Consider the following 18576-nt stretch of genomic DNA (forward strand, 5'->3'; position numbering starts at 1 on the left):
GAGCGGCCTGCGACCGGGCGGGTCAGCCGCGGACCCAGTCGGCCGAGTGGCGCTGCGCCCCGAGCCCGACGGCGTCGAACTCGTCGAAGCGCCCCTCCGGCACGGTCGCGCCGAGCCGGCGCAGCGCCTGCGAGATGGGGGTGCCGTCGGCGGACCGCGGCTCGTCCTCCTCGATGCGCAGCGGTCCGAGGTCGATCCGGCCGTGCAGCCAGACGGCCGCCTGCTGGGTGCCGGCGCCGCCGAAGAAGTCGGCCTCGACGTAGGCGATCGGGCCGGCCTGCGACCAGGCCTCCAGTCTGCGGCCGAATCCGGCGGGGAAGCGGGTGAAGCCCGGCTCTGCACGGTCGCCGGGGACGTTCAGGACGCCGTGCAGCCGCTCGGTCATCGGGATCAGCGCCAGGCCCTGTGCCAGTCGCGCGACCTGCGCGACCGGCACTTCGGCCGCCACCACGTCGAGCAGGTCGGCGGTGGCGAGCAGAGCGTTGAGTTCGTATGACATTCCGTCATTCTGCGCTGATCAGCACCGTCGGGTCAGCCGAATATTCGAACTGACTATCCATCGGTCAGGATGGGGGCATGACGAGTCCCTTCCGCCGTCCGACGGCCGAGGAGCTGGCGGCCGCGCACGACGCGACTATCCCGGACGTGGCGGCTCCCGGGCTACGGGTGCTGTTCTGCGGGATCAACCCGGGTCTGTGGTCCGGCGCCACGGGCCGGCACTTCGCGCGGCCGGGCAACCGCTTCTGGCCCGCGCTGCACCGCTCGGGGTTCACCCCGCGGCAGTTGCGCCCCGACGAGCAGGACGAGCTGCTCGGGTACGGCCTCGGCATCACCAACGTGGTGGCGCGCACCACGGCCCGGGCGGACGAGCTGACCGCGGACGAGTACCGGACGGGCGGGGCCGCCCTGGTCGAGCGGGTCGAGCGGCTGAGGCCCCGGGTCCTGGCGGTGCTCGGCATCGGCGCCTACCGGGCGGCGTTCGGGCGGCCGAAGGCCCGGGTCGGGCCGCAGCCGGAGGGCATCGGCGCGACCGCGGTCTGGGTGCTGCCCAACCCGAGCGGGCTCAACGCGCACTACACGCCGGACGGCATCGCCGCCGAGTTCCGCCGGCTGCGCGAGGCCGTCGAGGCGGATCAGGAAGGGGAGCGGGACGGCCGCTGAACGGCCGCCAGCCCGGCCGGCAGCGGCGCCGACCGCAGCTCGCGGACGAGTGCGCGGACGGCCGCGGTGCGGGCGAGCGCGGGAGTGGTGACGTACCCGATCCGGCGGCTCGGCGGTCTCGGGCCGAGATCGGTGACGGCGAGGCCGGGCGGGGCGCCGAGCAGGCTGAGTCCGGGCACCACGGCCATCCCGACGCCCTGGGCGACCAGGGAGAGCACCACGGTGTCGTCCTCGACCCGGATCGTGGCGGGCGGCAGCCAGTCCTGTTCTGACCACCAGCTCCTGGTGTAGGAGCTGCAGTTCTCGTCCCAGTCGACCAGCGGGAGCTCCTTGGGCCGGGTGTGGCCGGCCGGGTGGACGAGGGCGTAGGACTCCTCGAAGAGCGGCACCACGACGAGACCGGGCGGGGGTCCGGCCGCGGGGTCGACGGTGGCGATGCCGAGGTCGGCCCGGCCGTCCGCGACCTCGCCGGCCGTGCCGGGCCCCAGCTCCCGCACGATCCGCACCTGCGGGGCGAGCCCCGGGTGCCGGGCGGTGACCCCGGCGATCACGGCGGGCAGCAGCTGGGCGGCCGCGCTGCGGAAGGCGGCCACCACCGGGCGCCCGGTGACCTCACCGGTCGACGCCTCCCGGACCTCGGCCGGCAGGGCCGCGAGCAGCCGCAGCACCTGTCGGGCGTGTGCGGCGGCCCGTTCGCCGGCCGGGGTGGGGCGGGCGCCGTGCCGACCGCGGTCGAAGAGCACCGCGCCGAGTCTGCCCTCCAGGGTGCGCACCGCGTGCGAGACGGCGGACTGGGTCAGGCCGAGTGCCGACGCCGCCGCGGTGAAGCTCCGCTCCCGGTCGACGGCGGCCAGGATGCGCAGCTCGTGCGGGGCGAGGTCGGTGTCCCGCCGCGGGGATCCGTCGGTCATCGGGCCACCCTACCGCCGGTCCATGAACAGGATTCATGGAAAGGCGGCCTCCCATCGACGGCGACCCCTGCCCGGCGCCCGGACGCCGTCCTACGGTCGTCACCGATCCCCGGACCCGCGTCAGGAGCAGCGCCGTGACCCGTACCGCCACCCCCTTCACCGCCGTCCACCAGGTCGCCCGGCCGACCGGCCTGCCGTCCCCCGCGGACTTCGCCTTCGTCGACGGGACGCTCCCCGCGACCGGTGGCGGCCAGGCCCTGGTCGAGAACGTGCTGCTCTCCGTGGACCCGTACATGCGGGAGGAGATGGACGGCGGATGGGCGCTGGACGCGCCGCTGGAGGGCCGCACGGTCGGCCGGGTGGTGGAGTCCCGCACCCCGGCGCTGGCCGTCGGCGACCTGGTCTTCCACCGCCACGGCTGGCGGACGCACGCGCTGGTCAGCGCGGACGAGGCCCGGGTGTTGCCGGACCTGCCCGGTGTCCCGCCGAGCGCCCACCTCGGGCTGCTCGGCGGCACCGGCCTCAGCGCGTACGTCGGCCTGACCAGGATCGCCCGGCTGCAGCCCGGCGAGGACCTGTACGTCTCCGCGGCGGCGGGCGGCGTGGGCAGCGCCGTCGGCCGGATCGCCCGGCTGCTCGGCGCCGGGCGGCTCGTCGGCAGCGCAGGCTCCCCCGCGAAGGTCGCCCACCTCACCGACCGGCTCGGCTTCGACGCCGCCTTCGACCACCACGACGGCCGGATCGGCGACCTGCTGCGGGCGGCCGCCCCCGACGGCGTCGACGTCTACTTCGACAACGTCGGCGGCGACCACCTGGAGGGGGCGATCGAGGTGCTCCGCGACCACGGGCGGATCGCCTGGTGCGGCGCCGTCGCCCAGTACAACGGCGCCGAACCGCCCGCCGCGCCGCGCAACCTGTACGACGTCGTCGGCAAGAGCCTGCGGCTGGAGGGCTTCCTCGTCCGCAACCACCTGGCGGTGCGCGACGAGCTGTACGGCTTCCTGGTGCCCCACCTGCGGAGCGGCCTGGTCAGGTCGGACGAGACCGTGGTGGACGGCTTCGACCGGATCGTCGACGCCTTCCTCGGAATGCTGCGGGGCGACACCGTCGGCAAGGCGCTCGTCCGGGTGTGAGCGCCGCCCGGCCGGTCAGTCCGCGGTGACGGGGGCGGGTTCGCCCGCGGTCAGGTGCAGCAGCTCGCGGTAGGTCAGCGGGAGGACGGTGTGCGGGTGGCCGGCGGCCGCCCAGAGCACCGGGTGGGCCTCCAGTGCGGTGTCGACGACGGTGCGCAGCGGCGCCGGGTGGCCGACCGGGGCGACGCCGCCGATCGCCTGCCCGGTGGCCTCGCGGACCTGCTGCGCGCCGGCCCGGGTGATCGGCCCGGTGCCCAGGCGCTCGGCGAGGAAGGCGGTGTCCACCCGGTGGGCGCCGCTGGTCATCACCAGCAGCGGGGCGCCGTCGCAGACGAAGACCAGGCTGTTGGCGATCGCGCCGACCTCGCAGCCGAGGGCGGCCGCGGCCTCGGCGGCCGTCCGTGCCGAGTCCGGCAGGACCCGGATCGCGGCGCCGACACCGGCGGCGGCGAGGGCCTCGGCGACCCGACGGCTGCGCTCGGGCAGCCCGGAGGGGTCGGCGGCCGGGTCGGTGGACGGGGTCGCGGTCATGGGACTCCTCGCTCGGGGGCGGCGCCGATCCGTACTGGGCGCCAGCCTGCTCCGCGGGCTGGCGGGTTGTCCAACCGTTTCAGGGGTGGCGGCGGGCCCGGGCGAGGATGCGCAGCGGGGCGAGGAGGCCGTAGCCGATGTCGCGGCGGAGGGCGCCGGCGCGGGCCCGTTCGACGGCGGTGAGCTGGTGGGCCATCAGGTCGGTCATGGTGCGGCCGACGGCCCGCAGGCCGGGGTCGGCGTGGTCGACGACGTCCGCGGAGGCGTCCAGGGCGCGGCGGGCCCGGGCGCACTGGTCGGCGAGCAGGGCGCGGACGGAGGCGGTGTCGCGGGCCGCCCGCAGGTCCTCGGGGGTGACGCCGTGCTCGGCGAGGCGTTCGCGGGGGATGCAGAGCCGTCCGGCGGCGAGGTCGCCGGCCAGGTCGGCGAGGAAGTCGACGCGCTGGGCGGCGTCGACGAACCGGCGCCAGGCCCGGGTCTGCTCCCCGTCGGGGCCGCCGGCGTACTGCAGGCCGGTGAAGACCAGGATGCCGGGCAGGGCGTAGGCGTCGAGGTAGTCCTGGTAGTCCTGCTCGGTGCCGAAGCCGGTGAAGGCGGCCTCGGCGGTGGCCGCTCCGGCGAGGAAGCCGTGCACCCAATGCTCGGGGAGTCCTCGGGTGCGGACGGCGTGCGCGTAGGCCCGCAGCACCGGATCGGCGCTGCGGGCGGGGGTGTCGAGCGCCTCGGCGGTGCGCTCGGCGAGGTCCTTGAGGCCGTCGGCCCGCTCCCGGGCGGTGCCGTTCTCGGCGGTGTCGTCGACGAGGTTCATGAAGGCGAGCCCGGCGGCCAGGTAGGGCACCAGGGGAGGGGCGGCGAGCAGCCGCAGCGCCAGGTAGGGGGCCTGCTCGCGGCGCAGGACGCGCCGGGCGGCGGCCGTGTAGTCGGCGCGCAGCGGCGCCTCGGTGACGGCGGCGGCGGTCAGGGTGGCGCGCCAGGTGGGCACGGCTCTCCTCGGCGGCGGGGCGTGGGGACCGGCCCACCGTAGCGCGTGCCGTGCGCCGCCCCGGCCTCCCGGTGCCGGGGCGTCAGGTCCGGGCGGGCGACCGGACCTCCGGCCGCGTCCCGGGGCCGGGGCCGGGGCTCACCAGCCCGCGAACCGCTCGTCGGTGCTGACGACCTCGCGGCCGAGCGGCGCGAGCGAGATCGGGATCATCTTGAGGTTCGCCCAGCCGAACGGGATGCCGATGATCGACAGGAAGAGCGGGATGCTGGTCACGAAGTGGGCGATGGCCAGCCACCAGCCGGCGAAGATCAGCCAGATCACGTTGCCGGCGCAGGAGGCGGGACCGGCGTCGGGCTTGTCCACCGTCGTGCGGCCGAACGGCCACAGCACGTAGCCGGCGAGCCGGAAGGACGCGATGCCGAACGGGATCGTGATGATCAGGATGAAGCAGATGATCCCGGCCACCGCGTAGCCGATCGCCATCCAGAGGCCGCAGAACAGCAGCCACAGGACGTTGAGGATGAGCTCGATCACCTTCATACCGTCCAGCCTGGCATGCGCCGGGCCGGGCGGCCATCGAGACGTCCGCGATCCGCCCGGACAAGTCGCTTTACTGTTTCATTACTATAGGACGGCCGATTCCGCATCCTGGCACCGCGCCCCGCGCGGCGGTCCGCGCTGCGCGCTGCCCGGATCCGCTGACGAGAGGACAGACGCCGTGCCCGTTCCCCGAGTCCGGACGACCAGCCTGCCCGGTGTGGGCATCCAGTACGACCTGACGACCCGAGAACACCGGCACCTCTCCGTCATCGCCCACCGCGACGGCACCCGCAGCCTCAACGTCTACCGTGCCGACGACCCCGACGCCTGCGCGCAGGCCCTGCACCTGACGGCGGACGAGTCGACCGCCCTGGTCGACGCACTGATGCCCGCCCACCACAGCCCCGGTGTGCTGCACACCACCGACCTCGGGCTGGTCGCCGAACGCATCCCGCTCGGCGGCACCTCGTACTGGAACGGCCGGCTGCTCGGCGACACCAGGATGCGCACGGCCACCGGCGTCTCCATCGTCGCGGTGCTCCGCCGCACCGGCGCGGTGCCCTCGCCCGGCCCGGACTTCCGGCTGGCCGGCGGGGACACCCTCATCGTCATCGGCACCCGCGAGGGCGTGGACGCCGCCGCCGCGATCCTGGGACGGGAGTGATCGGGTGCACACCGCCACCGTCTTCATCGAACTCGGCACCGTCGTCCTCGTCCTCGGCCTGCTCGGCCGGCTCGCGAGCCGGTACGGGCAGTCCCCGATACCCCTCTACCTCCTCGGCGGCCTGGCCTTCGGCCACGGCGGGCTGCTGCCGCTCAGTTCCAGCGAGGAGTTCGTCGCGACCGGCGCCGAGATCGGCGTCGTCCTGCTGCTGCTCATGCTCGGCCTGGAGTACACCGCCGCCGACCTGGTGACCAACCTCAAGCAGCAGTACCCGGCCGGCGCCGTCGACTTCGCGTTCAACGCGCTGCCGGGCGCGGCCGCCGGACTGCTGCTTGGCTGGGGCCCGGTGGCCGCCGTGGTGCTGGCCGGCGTCACCTGGATCTCCTCCTCCGGAGTGATCGCCAAGGTGCTCGGCGACCTCGGCCGGCTCGGCAACCGGGAGACCCCGGTGATCCTCAGCGTCCTGGTGCTGGAGGACCTGTCGATGGCCCTCTACCTGCCGATCCTCACCGCCCTGCTGGCCGGCGCCGGACTGCTCGCCGGCAGCATCACCCTGGCGATCGCCCTGGCCACCGCCGGCGCGGTGCTCTTCGTCGCGCTCCGCTACGGCCGGCTGATCTCGAAGTTCGTCTCGCACGACGACCCGGAGAAGCTGCTGCTGGTGGTCTTCGGCCTCACCCTGCTGGTGGCCGGCATCGCCCAGCAGCTGCAGGTGTCGGCCGCGGTCGGCGCCTTCCTGGTCGGCATCGCCCTCTCCGGCGAGGCCGCCGAGGGTGCGCACACGCTGCTCAGCCCGCTGCGGGACCTCTTCGCGGCGGTCTTCTTCGTCTTCTTCGGCCTGAGCACCGACCCGACCTCGATCCCGCCGGTGCTGCTGCCCGCACTGGCCCTCGCGCTCGTCACCGCGCTCACGAAGATCGCCACGGGGTACTGGGCCGCCCGCCGGGCCGGCATCGGACCGCGGGGACGCTGGCGGACGGGCGGAGCGCTGGTCGCCCGCGGCGAGTTCTCCATCGTCATCGCCGGGCTGGCGGTCACCGCCGGCATCGAACCGGACCTCGGCCCGCTGGCCACCGCCTACGTGCTCATCCTGGTGATCGTCGGCCCGCTGGCGGCCCGCTGGACGGAGCCCGCGGCCGGACGCCTGGCCGCACTGCGCAGGCGCCGGTGGACGCCGGTGCGGCAGCGCGGGGCGGCGCAGCCGGCACCGGACGAGGAAGCGGTGGAGCCCGTGCAGTCCTGACACGCGGTCACCGGGCGGGTCGGTCTCGCACGGTTCGCCGCATCCGGATCGCGCGGTTCTCCCCCGGCCTTCGGCCGGAAGGCGCCCCCACGCGCCCCTGAGGGGTGCGCCCGGACCTGCCTGGGGGTGCGCTCCGGCTTCGAGTCCGTCAGCCGAGGGCTTTGGGGGGTTCGGTCGGGTGGGGGATCTCGGGGGTGTCCGGGGCCTCGGCGAGGAGGGTGCCGAGGCGGTCGCGGAGGCGGCCGGAGGCGGCCCGCAGGCGTTCGGCGCGGTCGGCGCGGGTCCCGGTCGGCTCCACGGGGACGACCGGGACGCCGTGGGCCTTCGCGGTGGCCACCAGGCCGTCGGCGGCGGCCGGCAGGGCGGCGAGCGCGGTCGCGGCGAACAGGCCGCCGCCGAGCTGCCGCGGGCGCCCGAGCAGTCCGCGGTGGACGATCTCGCAGGGCAGCAGCCGCTCCTCGCGGCCGGCGGCCTCGGCCGCCTCCGCGGCCGCCATCACCAGGGTCAGCAGGCCCTCGGCGGCGCGGGCGACGACCCACTTGCGGCCGGGCACCGGCGGCAGGAACTCCCTGATCCGGTCGACCTCCTTGTCGAGGACGACGTCGGGCAGCAGGTCGAGCGTGGAGTGCAGGCGCAGCTCCTGCACCTTCGCCCAGGGGACGTCCTCGCCGTCGAAGCCGACCTTCTCCGGGCCGAAGGCGACCTGGCCGAGCCCGTCCAGCTGGTGGAGCAGCCAGACGGCCGGCCCGGGGACGCGCGGGTGGCGGCCGATCAACGCGGCGATCGACACCTCCCAGTCCTCGGTGGCCGGTGCCTCGGGCGGCGGCAGGGTGGCGAGTGCCCGCCGGACCCAGTCGCCCTCGCCGACGACGTTGCGGGCCTTGGCCCGGCCGGTCCGTGCGGCCGTGCCGAGCGCCGTGCCGGCCCGGCGGCCGAATTCCTGCGCGCCCTCGCGCACCCCCATGTCCCGCTCCCCCTCGGCCGGATGACGTCCCGTCCAGTCTGCCCGAACGTCAGGGGCCGGGACGGTCCAGCGGCGCGGGTCGGCCGTCCGCGGCCCGGGCGCTCTCCTCGGCGCGGGCGAGCAGCACGCCGCGCTCGCGGGCGTTGCGGGTGAGGCCGGCGGCGCGGGTGAACTCGGCGGCGGCCTCGCCGTGCCGGCCGAGCCTGGCCAGCAGGTCGCCGCGGACGCCGGGCAGCAGGTGGTAGCCGCGCAGGGCGGGCTCGTCGGCGAGCTCGTCGGCCAGGTCGAGGCCGGTCTGCGGGCCGAAGGCCATGCCGAGCGCGACGGCCCGGTTGAGGTCGACCACCGGTGAGGGGCTGCGGGCGGCGAGGGCGGTGTAGAGGGCGGCGATCCGCACCCAGTCGGTCCGTTCGGCGGTGCCGGCCCGGGCGTGGCAGGCGGCGATGGCGGCCTGCAGGGCGTACGGGCCGGGCGGGGTGCCCTGCTCGGCGGCGAGGGCCTCGGCACGGTCGTGGGCGGCGAGGCCGCGGTGGATCAGCAGCCGGTCCCAGCGGCTGCGGTCCTGGTCGAGCAGCAGGACGGGCTCGCCGCCCGGGCCGGTGCGGGCGGGGGTGCGGGAGGCCTGGATCTCCATCAGGGCGATCAGGCCGTGCACCTCGGGTTCGCGGGGCATCAGGCCGGTGAGCACGCGGCCGAGCCGCATCGCCTCCTCGCAGAGGGCGGGCCGCATCCAGTCGTCGCCGGCGGTGGCGGCGTAGCCCTCGTTGAAGACGAGGTAGACGACTTCGAGCACCGAGGCGAGCCGCGGGGCGAGTTCCTCGCCCTCCGGCACCTCGAAGGGGACTTCGGCCTTGGCGAGGGTGCGCTTGGCACGGACGATCCGCTGGGCGACGGTGGCCTCGGCGGTGAGGAAGGCGCGGGCGATCTCCTCGGTGGACAGGCCGCCGAGCAGCCGCAGGGTGAGGGCGACCCGGGCCTCGGTGGAGAGCACCGGGTGGCAGGCGGTGAAGACCAGTCGGAGCAGGTCGTCCTCGATCTCGTCGGCGAGGACGACCTGCTCCGGCTGCGGGCCCTGCGGCGGGTCGGTCTCCAGGTCGTGGCCGACCAAGCGGAGCTTCTCGGCGAGCCCGGCCTCGCGGCGGATCCGGTCGACGGCGCGGCGGCGGGCGGCGACGGTGAGCCAGGCGCCCGGGTTGTCGGGCACGCCGGCCTCGGGCCACTGCTCCAGGGCGGCGACCAGTGCGTCCTGGGCGGCCTCCTCGGCGAGGCCGACGTCGCGGACCAGCCGGGCCAGGCCGGCGATGATCCTGGCCGATTCGATCCGCCAGACCGCTTCGACGGTGCGGTGGGTGTGGGGTGCCGTCACAGCTCCCCATCACAGCAGTCCGGGGCCGCCCGCGGCCAGCGCGGCGCGGCCCCGGACGGGCCGGGACGGGGTCAGCCGGTGATCGGCTTCTGGTGCTCGTCGCGCCAGGCCTGCTCCTTGGCGGCGTCCTCCGGGTCGAGGATCTCGGCCGGGAAGTCGGAGGCCTCGAAGACCTTGCGGAGCTCCAGCACCGCGCCGTCCTCGAACGGGGCGCGGCCGGCCCACTCCAGGGCCTCCTCGCGGGAGCTCACGTCGAGCACCCAGAAGCCGGCGATGAGTTCCTTGGTCTCGGCGAAGGGCCCGTCGGTGACGGTGGCCTTCCCGCCCTTGAAGGTGAGCCGGGCGCCGTTGGAGCTGGGGTGCAGGCCGTCGGCGGCGAGCATGATGCCGGCCTTGATCAGTTCCTCGTTGAACCGGTTCATCGCGTCCATCGCCTCCTTGGTCGGCATAACGCCGGCCTCGGAGTCCTCGTTGGCCTTGACGATCAGCATGAAGCGCATGGTGGTGCCTTCCTCGGGTGTCGGACTCCGCCCGGTGCGGGCCGGGGCGCCGGTCGTTCCGGCTTCCGTCTGTGCGTCGAACGGGACGGGCCCGGATCGACACGGCCGCGGAAATATTTCTGAGGATTCCTCCGCCGGGCCGTCAGCGGTGCTCGCGGCGGGGTTCGACGGCGTTCTGCAGGCGGTCCCACTCGGCGATGTCGGGGTGGTGGAGGTCGAAGGCGGGGCTCTCCGAGCGGATCCGGGGCAGTGCGGCGAAGTTGTGCCGCGGCGGCGGGCAGGAGGTCGCCCACTCCAGCGAGCGGCTGAAGCCCCAGGGGTCGTCCTCGGTGACCTTCTCGCCGTACTTGGCGGTCTTCCAGACGTTGTAGAGGAACGGCAGGATCGACAGGCCGAGCAGGAAGGACCCGACGGTGGAGAGGCTGTTCAGCGCGGTGAAGCCGTCCCCGGCGAGGTAGTCGGCGTAGCGGCGGGGCATGCCCTCGGCACCGAGCCAGTGCTGGACGAGGAAGGTGGTGTGGAAGCCGATGAACAGCGTCCAGAAGGTGATCTTGCCGAGCCGTTCGTCGAGCATCTTGCCGGTCATCTTGGGCCACCAGAAGTGGAAGCCGGCGAACATCGCGAAGACGACGGTGCCGAAGACCACGTAGTGGAAGTGGGCGACGACGAAGTACGAGTCGGAGACCTGGAAGTCGATCGGCGGGGAGGCCAGCAGCACGCCGGTGAGGCCGCCGAACAGGAAGGTGACGAGGAAGCCGATGCTCCAGAGCATCGGGGTCTCGAAGCTGAGCGAGCCGCGCCACATGGTGCCGACCCAGTTGAAGAACTTCACCCCGGTCGGGACGGCGATCAGCAGGGTCATGAACGAGAAGAAGGGCAGCAGCACCTGCCCGGTCACGAACATGTGGTGGGCCCAGACGGTGACCGACAGGCCGGTGATGGCGATGGTGGCCGCGATCAGGCCGGTGTAGCCGAAGATCGGCTTGCGGCTGAAGACCGGGATGACCTCGGTCACGATGCCGAAGAACGGCAGCGCGATGATGTACACCTCGGGGTGCCCGAAGAACCAGAACAGGTGCTGCCAGAGGATCGGGCCGCCGTTGGCCGGGTCGAAGACGTGCGCCCCGAACTTGCGGTCGGCCTCCAGGGCGAACAGCGTGGCGGCCAGCACCGGGAACGCGAAGAGCACCAGGATGCTGGTGAAGAGGACGTTCCAGACGAAGATCGACATCCGGAAGACGGTCATGCCGGGCGCCCGCAGGCAGGCGATGGTGGTGATGAAGTTGACCGCGCCGAGGATGGTGCCGAAGCCGGACAGCGCCAGACCCATGATCCACATGTCGCCGCCGGTGCCGGGCGAGTGGACCACGCCGGAGAGCGGCGTGTAGGCGAACCAGCCGAAGTCGGCGGCGCCGTCCGGGGTGAGGAAGCTGCCGACGACGATGATCGAGCCGAGCAGGTAGAGCCAGTAGGCGAGCGCGTTGAGCCGGGGGAAGGCCACGTCCGGGGCGCCGATCTGCAGCGGCATGATCCAGTTGGTGAAGCCGGCGAACAGCGGGGTCGCGAACATCAGCAGCATGATCGTGCCGTGCATGGTGAACAGCTGGTTGTACTGCTCGTTCGACACGATCTGGGTGCCCGGCCGGGCCAGCTCGGCCCGCATCACCAGGGCCATCACGCCGCCGATCAGGAAGAAGGCGAACGAGGTGGTCAGGTAGAGCGTGCCGATCTGCTTGTGGTCGGTGGTGGTCAGCCAGCCCACCAGCTTGCGCCCGCGGCCACCACGGCGGGCCGAGCCGAAACCGCGGCGGGGCTCGCGCGGCGGGGGCCGGTGCTCGGTGTCGGTCGGGAGAATCGTCACTGCACCACTCCTCCGCGCCAGGCCCACCGGCCGTTCAACGGGTAACCGGCCCATCAGTACCAGCCCGGTCCCCGAACGGACGGAGGCGCGCCGGAGCGGTGGACGGAGTCACCCGCTTCGCCCCGGGAGGTCGGGACGACCTCAGGGGCGGGAGGCGCCCCCACGCGCCCCTGGCGGCCCTCCCGCCCCCGGGGAACGGGGTGCCCGAGCCGTCAGCGGCCGGCCATGCGTTCCAGGCGGGCGATGCGTTCGGGCATCGGGGGGTGGGTGGAGAAGAGCTTGGCGCCGACCTCGCCGGGCCGGAACGGGTTGGCGATCATCATGTGGCTGGCCGTCTGCAGCTGGGGCTCGGGCGGCAGCGGCAGGCGCTGGGTGCCGGTCTCCAGCTTGCGCAGTGCGCTGGCGAGGGCGAGCGGGTCGCCGGTGATCCGGGCGCCGTCGGCGTCGGCCTGGTACTCGCGGGAGCGGCTGACGGCCAGCTGGATCAGCGAGGCGGCGATCGGCCCGAGGATCATGATCATCAGCATGCCGATCAGGCCGGGGCCCTCGTCGTCGTCGCTGCGGCCCACCGGGATCAGCCAGGCGAAGTTCACCAGGAACATCACCACCGAGGCGAGGGCGCCGGCGACCGAGGAGATCAGGATGTCCCGGTTGTAGACGTGGCTGAGCTCGTGGCCGATGACGCCGCGCAGCTCGCGCTCGTCGAGCAGCTGCAGGATGCCGTCGGTGCAGCAGACCGCGGCGTTGCGCGGGTTGCGGCCGGTGGCGAAGGCGTTCGGTGCCGGGGTCGGCGAGATGTAGAGCCGGGGCATCGGCTGGCGGGCCGAGGTGGAGAGCTCTCGGACGATCCGGTAGAGCTGCGGGGCCTCGATCTCGCTCACCGGCCGGGCCCGCATCGCCCGCAGGGCGAGCTTGTCGCTGTTCCAGTACGCGTAGGCGTTGGTGGCGATCGCGATGACCAGGGCGACCAGCAGCCCGGTGCGTCCGAAGAAGCTGCCGATCAGCAGGATCAGTGCCGACAGGCCGCCGAGAAGTACGGCCGTCCTCAACCCGTTGTGCTGGCGGTGCACGGCAGGCCCTCCGTGGTGGTGCGACGGGGAGCCCGGTGGCGGCGCCCTCGTGGGAATCAACGGAAGGATGCCGCTCGTTCGTTCCCCGCCGCACGTCGGGCGGGCCGCCCGGGTGCCCCCGGGCGGTCAGAACAGACTGCCCCCGACCACCTGCAGGACCAGCTGCGGAGCGACCGAGAGCACCACCGCGCCGCCCGCGGTGAGCGCCAGCGCGGCCGCCAGCGGACCGGGGGTGCGGACCGCGCGGACCTCGGCGCCGGCCTCCGCCGGGGCGAACAGCCGGGCCGTCCACAGCAGGTAGTAGTAGAGGGCGATCACCACGTTGACCGCCATCACGACGGCCAGCCAGCCCAGCTTCGCGTCGACGGCGGCACGGAAGACCACGACCTTGCCGAACAGACCGATCACGCCGGGCGGCAGGCCGGCCAGGCAGAGCAGGAAGAAGGCCATCGCGAGGGCGCTCCACCGGCCGCGGGCGAACAGTCCGCGGTGGTCGTCCAGCCGGGTGCCGGCCGTCCTGGCCACCACGGCGGCGACGCCGAACGCGCCCAGGTTGACCACGCCGTAGATCAGCGCGTACGCGACGGTCGCGCCGAGCGGCTGCGGCGAGCCCTGGTAGCCGGCGGCGGCCAGCGGGACGAGCAGGTAGCCGGCCTGGCCGACGGAGGACCAGGCGAGCAGCCGCACCGCGCTGAACGGGGTGTCGCCGCGCTGCCGGACGGCGGCGACGTTGCCGGCCGTCATGGTCAGCGCGGCCAGCACCGCCAGCACCGGGCCCCAGGTGTGCCCGTACGGGTGGAAGGCGATCGTGGTGACCAGGGCGAGCCCGGCCAGGCCCGCCGCCTTGCCGACCACCGAGAGGTAGCCGGCCACCGGGATCGGCGCGGCGGTGTAGGTGTCGGGCAGCCAGAAGTGGAAGGGCACGGCCGCGACCTTGAAGGCGAAGCCGACCAGGGTGAGCACCGCGCCGGCCTCGGCCAGCGGCTTCAGCTGCCCGGGCACGTGGGTCAGGCCGTCGGCGATCGCCACGAGGTGGATCGAGCCGGTCGCGGCGTAGACGAAGCCGACGCCGAGCAGCATCACGGCGGTCGCGGTGACCGAGGAGAGGAAGAACTTCAGTGCGCCCTCGGCGCCGCGGCCGTCCCGGCGCAGCGCGACCAGGGCGAAGGCCGGCAGCGAGGCCACCTCCAGGGCGATGATCAGCGTCGCCAGGTCGCGGGAGGCGGGCAGCAGGGCGGCGCCGGAGGCGCTGGAGAGCAGCAGGAACCAGTACTCGCCGCCGGGCAGCCTCTCCTCGTCCACGGTGTGCAGGGAGAGCAGGACGGAGATCAGCGCGCCGCCGAGCGCGATCAGCTGGAAGGCGAGCGCGAAGTGGTCGGCGGTGTAGCTGCACGCCCCGCCGGCCGCCTTCAGGCAGAAGGTGGAGCGGGCGTCGCCGCGCACCAGCGGCAGCATCGACAGCAGGGCCAGCAGCAGGCCCGCGGCCGAGGCCCAGCCCAGGACGCGCTTGTGGCCGGCCGGCAGGAAGAGGTCCGCGACCAGCACGGCGAGTGCGGCGAGCGCCGCGACCAGCGGCGGCGCGACGGCCACCCAGTCGACGGACTGGATGAGGCCGCCGGGGTCGGCGACGGCGAGTGGGTTCATGGCGGGCTGCCCCAGGGGAGGAGATCCGAGCGGGGTGCTGATCACGGCTCAGCCACCCCCGAGCAGGTGCTTGACGGCCGGGTCGGACAGGCTGAGCAGCAGGGCCGGCCAGACGCCGGCGACCAGGGTGAGCGCGGCCAGCGGTGTCCAGCTGGCCGCCTCGTACGCCTTGATGTCGGGCAGCTCGGTGACGAGCGCGGGCTGCTTCGGGTCGCCCATGCAGACCCGGCGGACGACGACCAGCAGGTAGCCGGCGGTCAGCAGGGTGCCGAGGCCGGCCAGCACCATGTAGGTGACGAACGCGGGCCGGGAGAGCCCGGCGGCCGGGTCGAAGGCACCGAACATGGCGAGCAGCTCGCCCCAGAAGCCGGCCAGGCCGGGCAGGCCGAGGCTGGCGACGGCGGCGAAGGCGAGCAGCGCGCCGATCCGCGGGGCCCGGCCGTACAGGGCGGCGCCGGTGGCGCCGGCCAGGGTGTCCAGGTCGGAGGTGCCGTAGCGGTCCTTGACCGCGCCGACGAGGAAGAAGAGCAGGCCGGTGATCAGGCCGTGGGCGATGTTGCCGAACAGCGCGCCGTTCACCCCGGCGGGGGTGAGCGTGGCGATCCCGAGCAGCACGAAGCCCATGTGGCCGACCGAGGAGTAGGCGATGAGGCGCTTGAGGTCGCCCTTGGCGCCCTGGCGGGCCAGGGCGAGGCAGGCCAGCGAGCCGTAGAGGATGCCGACGGCGGCGAACGCGCCCAGGTAGGGGGCGAAGGTCGCGGCGCCCTCGGGGACGACCGGCAGCAGCACCCGGACGAGGCCGTAGGTGCCCATCTTCAGCAGCACGCCGGCCAGCAGCACCGAGCCGACGGTCGGTGCGGCGGTGTGCGCGTCCGGCAGCCAGCTGTGCAGCGGCCAGGCGGGGGCCTTCACGGCGAGGCCGACCAGGATCGCGAGGGCCGCGACCACCTGGGTGGTGTGGCTCAGTCCGGCGCCGTGGGCGGCGGCCAGCCGGGTCATGTCGAAGGTGCCGGCGTTGAAGCCGATCAGCAGGAAGCCGAGCAGCATCACGGCCGAGCCGAGCAGCGTGTACAGGATGAACCGGTTGGCGGCCGGCACCTTCGCGCCGCTGCCCCAGCGGGCGATCAGGAAGTACATCGGGATCAGCACGACCTCGAACGCCACGAAGAACAGCACCAGGTCGAGCACCGCGAAGGTCGCCAGCATGCCGACCTCCAGCAGGAGCAGCAGGCCGGTGAACGACCGCGCGGAGGGCACGCCCTCGCCGGCGGGCAGCCGGCGGGTGGAGTACAGCGCGCAGAGGAAGGTCAGCAGCGCGGTGAGGACGAGCAGCGGCAGCGAGATGCCGTCCACGCCGAGGTGCAGCCGGACGTCGATCGCCGGGATCCAGCGGACGTTCGTGACGGCCTGCATCACGGCGGGACGGTCCTGGTCGAAGCCGACCGCCAGGGCGACGGCGAGCGCCAGGGTCGCGCCGGTGACGCCGGTGCCGAACCGCAGGGCGCGGCGGTCGGCGGCGGCGCGGTCGGTCCCGAACGGGACGAGGGTGGCGGCGGCGCCGGCCAGCGGCAGCAGCAGGAGGGCGATGAGGACTGCGTTCATCGGGGGCTCCAGGTTCGTGCTGCGGCGGGTCGGGTCGGGTGCGGGCTGCGGTTCGGGTACGGGCTGCGGATCATGTGCCGACCGCCACCAGGACGGCGAGCAGGACGGCCCCGGCGAGCAGCGCGCCGAGGTAGCTCTGGGCGTTGCCGGTCTGGGCCCGGCGGACGAGCCAGCCGAGGGCGTTGGTGCCGTTGCCGGCGCCGCGGACGTACGTCTCGACGACCTCGCGGTCGAGGAAGTTCACCAGCCGGGCGGCGGCCGCGGTCGGACGGACGAACAGCGCGCTGTACAGCCGGTCGACGCCGAAGCCGTGCTGGGCGAACCGGTGCACCGGGCCGAGCAGCAGCCGGCCGGGATCGGGCACGGCCCCGGCGGTGGCCGCCTGCCGGGCCCCGGCCGCCCGCCAGGCGGCGTAGGCGATCAGGACGCCGGCCAGCGCCAGGCCGGTGCCGGTGACCGAGGTGGCAAGGGTCGGGCGCAGCGAGCCGCCGTCGAGCAGCGAGGGCAGCCAGCCGTCGCGCAGCCCGAGCAGGCCGAAGGCCATGGTCGGGACGGCGAGCACCCAGAGCGGCCAGCGCATCGCGGCGGGCTCGGCGGTGGCCGGGTCGGCCTCGTCGATCTCGGGCGAGTACGGGGCGCCGGCCTCGGCGGCGGGCGCACCGGCGGCCGGTGCCGCGGCGGCGCGGCCGTGGAAGGCGACCAGCCAGAGCCGGGTGGAGTAGGCGGCGGTGAGCAGCGCGGTGAGGCCGGCGGCGACCAGGACGATCCAGCCGGCCGCCTCGGGCACCGCCGAGGCGGGGCCGACGCCGCGGGTGAGCGCCTCGCCGTGGGCGGCGTGCTCGGCGGCGGTGAACACCGACTCCTTGGAGAAGAAGCCGGTGAACGGCGGCAGGCCCATCAGGGCGACCAGGCCGATGCCCATCGCCCAGTAGGCGTCCGGCACCCGCTTGCGCAGGTCGGGCATCCGGGACATCGCGGAGATCGAGTTGGTGTGCGCGGCGTGGATGACCACGCCGGCGGTGAGGAAGAGCAGGGCCTTGAAGACGCCGTGGCCGACCAGGTAGAAGACGGCCGAGTCGCGGTCGCCGGAGGCGAGGGCGCCGGCCATGTAGCCGAGCTGGCCGACGGTCGAGTAGGCGAGCACCCGCTTGAGGTCGTCCTGGGCGAGGGCGCAGAGCGCCGAGCCGACCATGGTGACGGCGGCCATCGCGGCGAGCACCACCAGGGCGGCGGCGGAGAGCAGGAAGACCGGCATCAGCCGGGCGACCAGGTAGATGCCGGCCGCGACCATGGTCGCGGCGTGGATCAGCGCGGAGACCGGGGTGGGGCCGGCCATCGCGTCGGGGAGCCAGGTGTGCAGCGGGAACTGCGCGCTCTTGCCGGCGACGCCGCCGAGCAGCAGCAGGGCGGCCAGGGTGGGGTGGCCGAGCCGTCCCTCGGTCGCGGCGGCCAGCACGTCGGTGATCCGGAAGCTGCCGGCGTCGGCGCCGAGCACGAAGATGCCGAACACGAACGGCACGTCGCCGAGCTTGGTGACCAGGAAGGCCTTGAGCGAGGCGGAGCGGGCGTCCTCGGTCTCCCAGTGGTGGCCGATCAGGAAGTACGAGCAGATACCCATGATCTCCCAGGCGACCAGCAGCACGATCAGGTCGCCGGAGTAGAGCACCAGGAACATCGCCGCGGTGAACAGGGAGACCAGCGCCGCGTACGAGGGGTAGCGGGGGTCGTCCTTGAGGTATGCGGTGGAGTAGATCTGCACCAGGGTGGCGACCAGGCCGACCAGCAGGGAGATCAGGACGGAGAAGCCGTCCAGGTGGAGGGCGAGCGAGACGTCGGGGCCGCCGGTCGGGGTGAGCCGGGTGGCGGCGTCGAGGCTCCGCCCGGTGCCGAGCTGCAGCGCGACGACCACGGCGAGCACCGCGGAGGCCGCGACCGGCAGGACGGCCAGCGGCCGGGCGAGGCCGGGGTGCTTCTTGCCGGTGGCGAGGCCCGCGGCCGCGCCGAGCGCGGGCAGGGCGGGGACGAGGAGGGGCAGGGCGAGGTTCATGCGGCCCGGCCCTCCGGCTCGGTCGCGGCGGCCTCGGGGGCCGCCTCGGACGGGTCGCCGAGCAGGGTGAGCCGGTCGACGTCGGCGGTGCCGCGGGTGCGGAAGACCAGCAGCACGACGGCGAGGCCGAGGCCGATCTCGGCCGCGGCGACCGTGATGGTGAAGAGGGTGAGCGCCTGTCCGGCGTGGACGGCGTCGCGCAGCCAGGCGTCGAAGGCGACCAGGTTGAGGTTGACGGCGTTGAGCATCAGCTCGACGGACATCAGCACCAGGACGACGTTGCGCCGGGCGAGCACGCCGTAGACGCCGACGCAGAACAGCAGCGCGGCGAGGACGGCTGGGTAGACGAGGTGCATC

Annotated in this window: 18 protein-coding genes; 4 read left to right on the forward strand and 14 right to left on the reverse strand. The window is 74.2% G+C overall.

Translation table 11 applies throughout. The features are described 5' to 3' along the window. Positions 1-22: 22 nt before the first annotated feature. Positions 23-499, reverse strand: coding sequence for a hypothetical protein (locus AB0O09_RS06700; protein WP_344621419.1), 477 nt, complete (start codon positions 497-499; stop codon positions 23-25). A gap of 77 nt (positions 500-576) precedes the next feature. Here AB0O09_RS06700 and mug point away from each other — a divergent pair, with 77 nt between their 5' ends. Further along, complete coding sequence (mug, locus tag AB0O09_RS06705; protein ID WP_363540496.1) at positions 577-1161, forward strand: G/U mismatch-specific DNA glycosylase; 585 nt, start codon at positions 577-579, stop codon at positions 1159-1161. On the opposite strand, the gene AB0O09_RS06710 is transcribed toward mug, so the two are convergent. Continuing rightward, on the reverse strand, positions 1134-2072 hold the full coding sequence (locus tag AB0O09_RS06710; protein ID WP_363540497.1) for a LysR family transcriptional regulator: 939 nt from the start codon (positions 2070-2072) through the stop codon (positions 1134-1136). The two genes, mug and AB0O09_RS06710, sit on opposite strands and share 28 nt — an antisense overlap. A 134-nt stretch (positions 2073-2206) precedes the next feature. Between AB0O09_RS06710 and AB0O09_RS06715 the strand changes: the two genes are divergently transcribed. Beyond that, entirely contained in the window at positions 2207-3205 is a 999-nt protein-coding gene (locus AB0O09_RS06715; protein WP_363540498.1) for an NADP-dependent oxidoreductase, read from the forward strand. Between the two features lie 15 nt (positions 3206-3220). Here the strand turns inward: AB0O09_RS06715 and AB0O09_RS06720 are convergent, their stop codons facing one another. The 3 genes from AB0O09_RS06720 to AB0O09_RS06730 form a co-directional block, all read right to left on the reverse strand. Beyond that, positions 3221-3736: a YbaK/EbsC family protein gene (locus AB0O09_RS06720; RefSeq protein WP_363540499.1), complete on the reverse strand. Its 516-nt coding sequence runs from the start codon at positions 3734-3736 to the stop codon at positions 3221-3223. Between the two features lie 79 nt (positions 3737-3815). Further along, a complete protein-coding gene (locus AB0O09_RS06725) occupies positions 3816-4718 on the reverse strand; it encodes a squalene/phytoene synthase family protein (protein WP_363540500.1) in 903 nt (300 codons plus the stop codon). A gap of 138 nt (positions 4719-4856) precedes the next feature. After that, on the reverse strand, positions 4857-5258 hold the full coding sequence (locus AB0O09_RS06730) for a YccF domain-containing protein (RefSeq protein WP_363540501.1): 402 nt from the start codon (positions 5256-5258) through the stop codon (positions 4857-4859). Between the two features lie 178 nt (positions 5259-5436). Here AB0O09_RS06730 and AB0O09_RS06735 point away from each other — a divergent pair, with 178 nt between their 5' ends. Further along, positions 5437-5922: a TrkA C-terminal domain-containing protein gene (locus AB0O09_RS06735; protein WP_344621413.1), complete on the forward strand. Its 486-nt coding sequence runs from the start codon at positions 5437-5439 to the stop codon at positions 5920-5922. A gap of 4 nt (positions 5923-5926) precedes the next feature. Next, complete coding sequence (locus AB0O09_RS06740) at positions 5927-7165, forward strand: cation:proton antiporter (RefSeq protein WP_363540502.1); 1239 nt, start codon at positions 5927-5929, stop codon at positions 7163-7165. A 148-nt stretch (positions 7166-7313) separates the two neighbouring features. On the opposite strand, the gene AB0O09_RS06745 is transcribed toward AB0O09_RS06740, so the two are convergent. The 9 genes from AB0O09_RS06745 to nuoK all read right to left on the reverse strand — a co-directional run bounded on the left by AB0O09_RS06745 (position 7314) and on the right by nuoK (position 18575). Beyond that, on the reverse strand, positions 7314-8129 hold the full coding sequence (locus AB0O09_RS06745) for a hypothetical protein (RefSeq protein WP_363540503.1): 816 nt from the start codon (positions 8127-8129) through the stop codon (positions 7314-7316). Between the two features lie 49 nt (positions 8130-8178). Further along, positions 8179-9495 carry an RNA polymerase sigma factor gene (locus tag AB0O09_RS06750; protein ID WP_363540504.1) on the reverse strand — a complete coding sequence of 439 codons (1317 nt, stop codon included), beginning with the start codon at positions 9493-9495 and terminating at the stop codon, positions 8179-8181. A 71-nt stretch (positions 9496-9566) separates the two neighbouring features. Further along, complete coding sequence (locus AB0O09_RS06755; RefSeq protein WP_363540505.1) at positions 9567-9995, reverse strand: YciI family protein; 429 nt, start codon at positions 9993-9995, stop codon at positions 9567-9569. A 142-nt stretch (positions 9996-10137) separates the two neighbouring features. Further along, positions 10138-11850, reverse strand: coding sequence for a cytochrome c oxidase subunit I (ctaD, locus tag AB0O09_RS06760; protein WP_363540571.1), 1713 nt, complete (start codon positions 11848-11850; stop codon positions 10138-10140). Positions 11851-12068: 218 nt separating this feature from the next. Beyond that, positions 12069-12926 carry a zinc metalloprotease HtpX gene (gene htpX / locus AB0O09_RS06765; protein WP_363540506.1) on the reverse strand — a complete coding sequence of 286 codons (858 nt, stop codon included), beginning with the start codon at positions 12924-12926 and terminating at the stop codon, positions 12069-12071. Between the two features lie 126 nt (positions 12927-13052). Beyond that, positions 13053-14570, reverse strand: a complete 1518-nt coding sequence (locus tag AB0O09_RS06770; protein WP_363540507.1) for an NADH-quinone oxidoreductase subunit N — start codon at positions 14568-14570, stop codon at positions 13053-13055. Positions 14571-14618: 48 nt separating this feature from the next. Then, a complete protein-coding gene (locus AB0O09_RS06775) occupies positions 14619-16172 on the reverse strand; it encodes an NADH-quinone oxidoreductase subunit M (RefSeq protein ID WP_363540508.1) in 1554 nt (517 codons plus the stop codon). 70 nt (positions 16173-16242) lie between these two features. Beyond that, positions 16243-18219, reverse strand: coding sequence for an NADH-quinone oxidoreductase subunit L (locus AB0O09_RS06780; protein WP_363540509.1), 1977 nt, complete (start codon positions 18217-18219; stop codon positions 16243-16245). Continuing rightward, entirely contained in the window at positions 18216-18575 is a 360-nt protein-coding gene (gene nuoK / locus AB0O09_RS06785) for an NADH-quinone oxidoreductase subunit NuoK (protein WP_363540510.1), read from the reverse strand. Before nuoK ends, AB0O09_RS06780 begins: the two co-directional genes overlap by 4 nt. Position 18576 lies beyond the last annotated feature (1 nt).

This window comes from Kitasatospora sp. NPDC093679, assembly GCF_040683455.1.
Classification (GTDB): Bacteria; Actinomycetota; Actinomycetes; order Streptomycetales; family Streptomycetaceae; genus Kitasatospora; species Kitasatospora arboriphila.

Bases quoted from the DNA above. Each gene is read 5' to 3' on its own strand.
- AB0O09_RS06700 (WP_344621419.1), bottom strand. From the start codon at position 499: ATGTCATACGAACTCAACGCTCTGCTCGCCACCGCCGACCTGCTCGAC.
- mug (WP_363540496.1), top strand. From the start codon at position 577: ATGACGAGTCCCTTCCGCCGTCCGACGGCCGAGGAGCTGGCGGCCGCG.
- AB0O09_RS06755 (WP_363540505.1), bottom strand. From the start codon at position 9,995: ATGCGCTTCATGCTGATCGTCAAGGCCAACGAGGACTCCGAGGCCGGC.
- AB0O09_RS06780 (WP_363540509.1), bottom strand. From the start codon at position 18,219: ATGAACCTCGCCCTGCCCCTCCTCGTCCCCGCCCTGCCCGCGCTCGGC.
- AB0O09_RS06770 (WP_363540507.1), bottom strand. From the start codon at position 14,570: ATGAACCCACTCGCCGTCGCCGACCCCGGCGGCCTCATCCAGTCCGTC.
- AB0O09_RS06710 (WP_363540497.1), bottom strand. From the start codon at position 2,072: ATGACCGACGGATCCCCGCGGCGGGACACCGACCTCGCCCCGCACGAG.
- AB0O09_RS06775 (WP_363540508.1), bottom strand. From the start codon at position 16,172: ATGAACGCAGTCCTCATCGCCCTCCTGCTGCTGCCGCTGGCCGGCGCC.
- AB0O09_RS06745 (WP_363540503.1), bottom strand. From the start codon at position 8,129: ATGGGGGTGCGCGAGGGCGCGCAGGAATTCGGCCGCCGGGCCGGCACG.
- nuoK (WP_363540510.1), bottom strand. From the start codon at position 18,575: ATGCACCTCGTCTACCCAGCCGTCCTCGCCGCGCTGCTGTTCTGCGTC.
- AB0O09_RS06720 (WP_363540499.1), bottom strand. From the start codon at position 3,736: ATGACCGCGACCCCGTCCACCGACCCGGCCGCCGACCCCTCCGGGCTG.
- AB0O09_RS06730 (WP_363540501.1), bottom strand. From the start codon at position 5,258: ATGAAGGTGATCGAGCTCATCCTCAACGTCCTGTGGCTGCTGTTCTGC.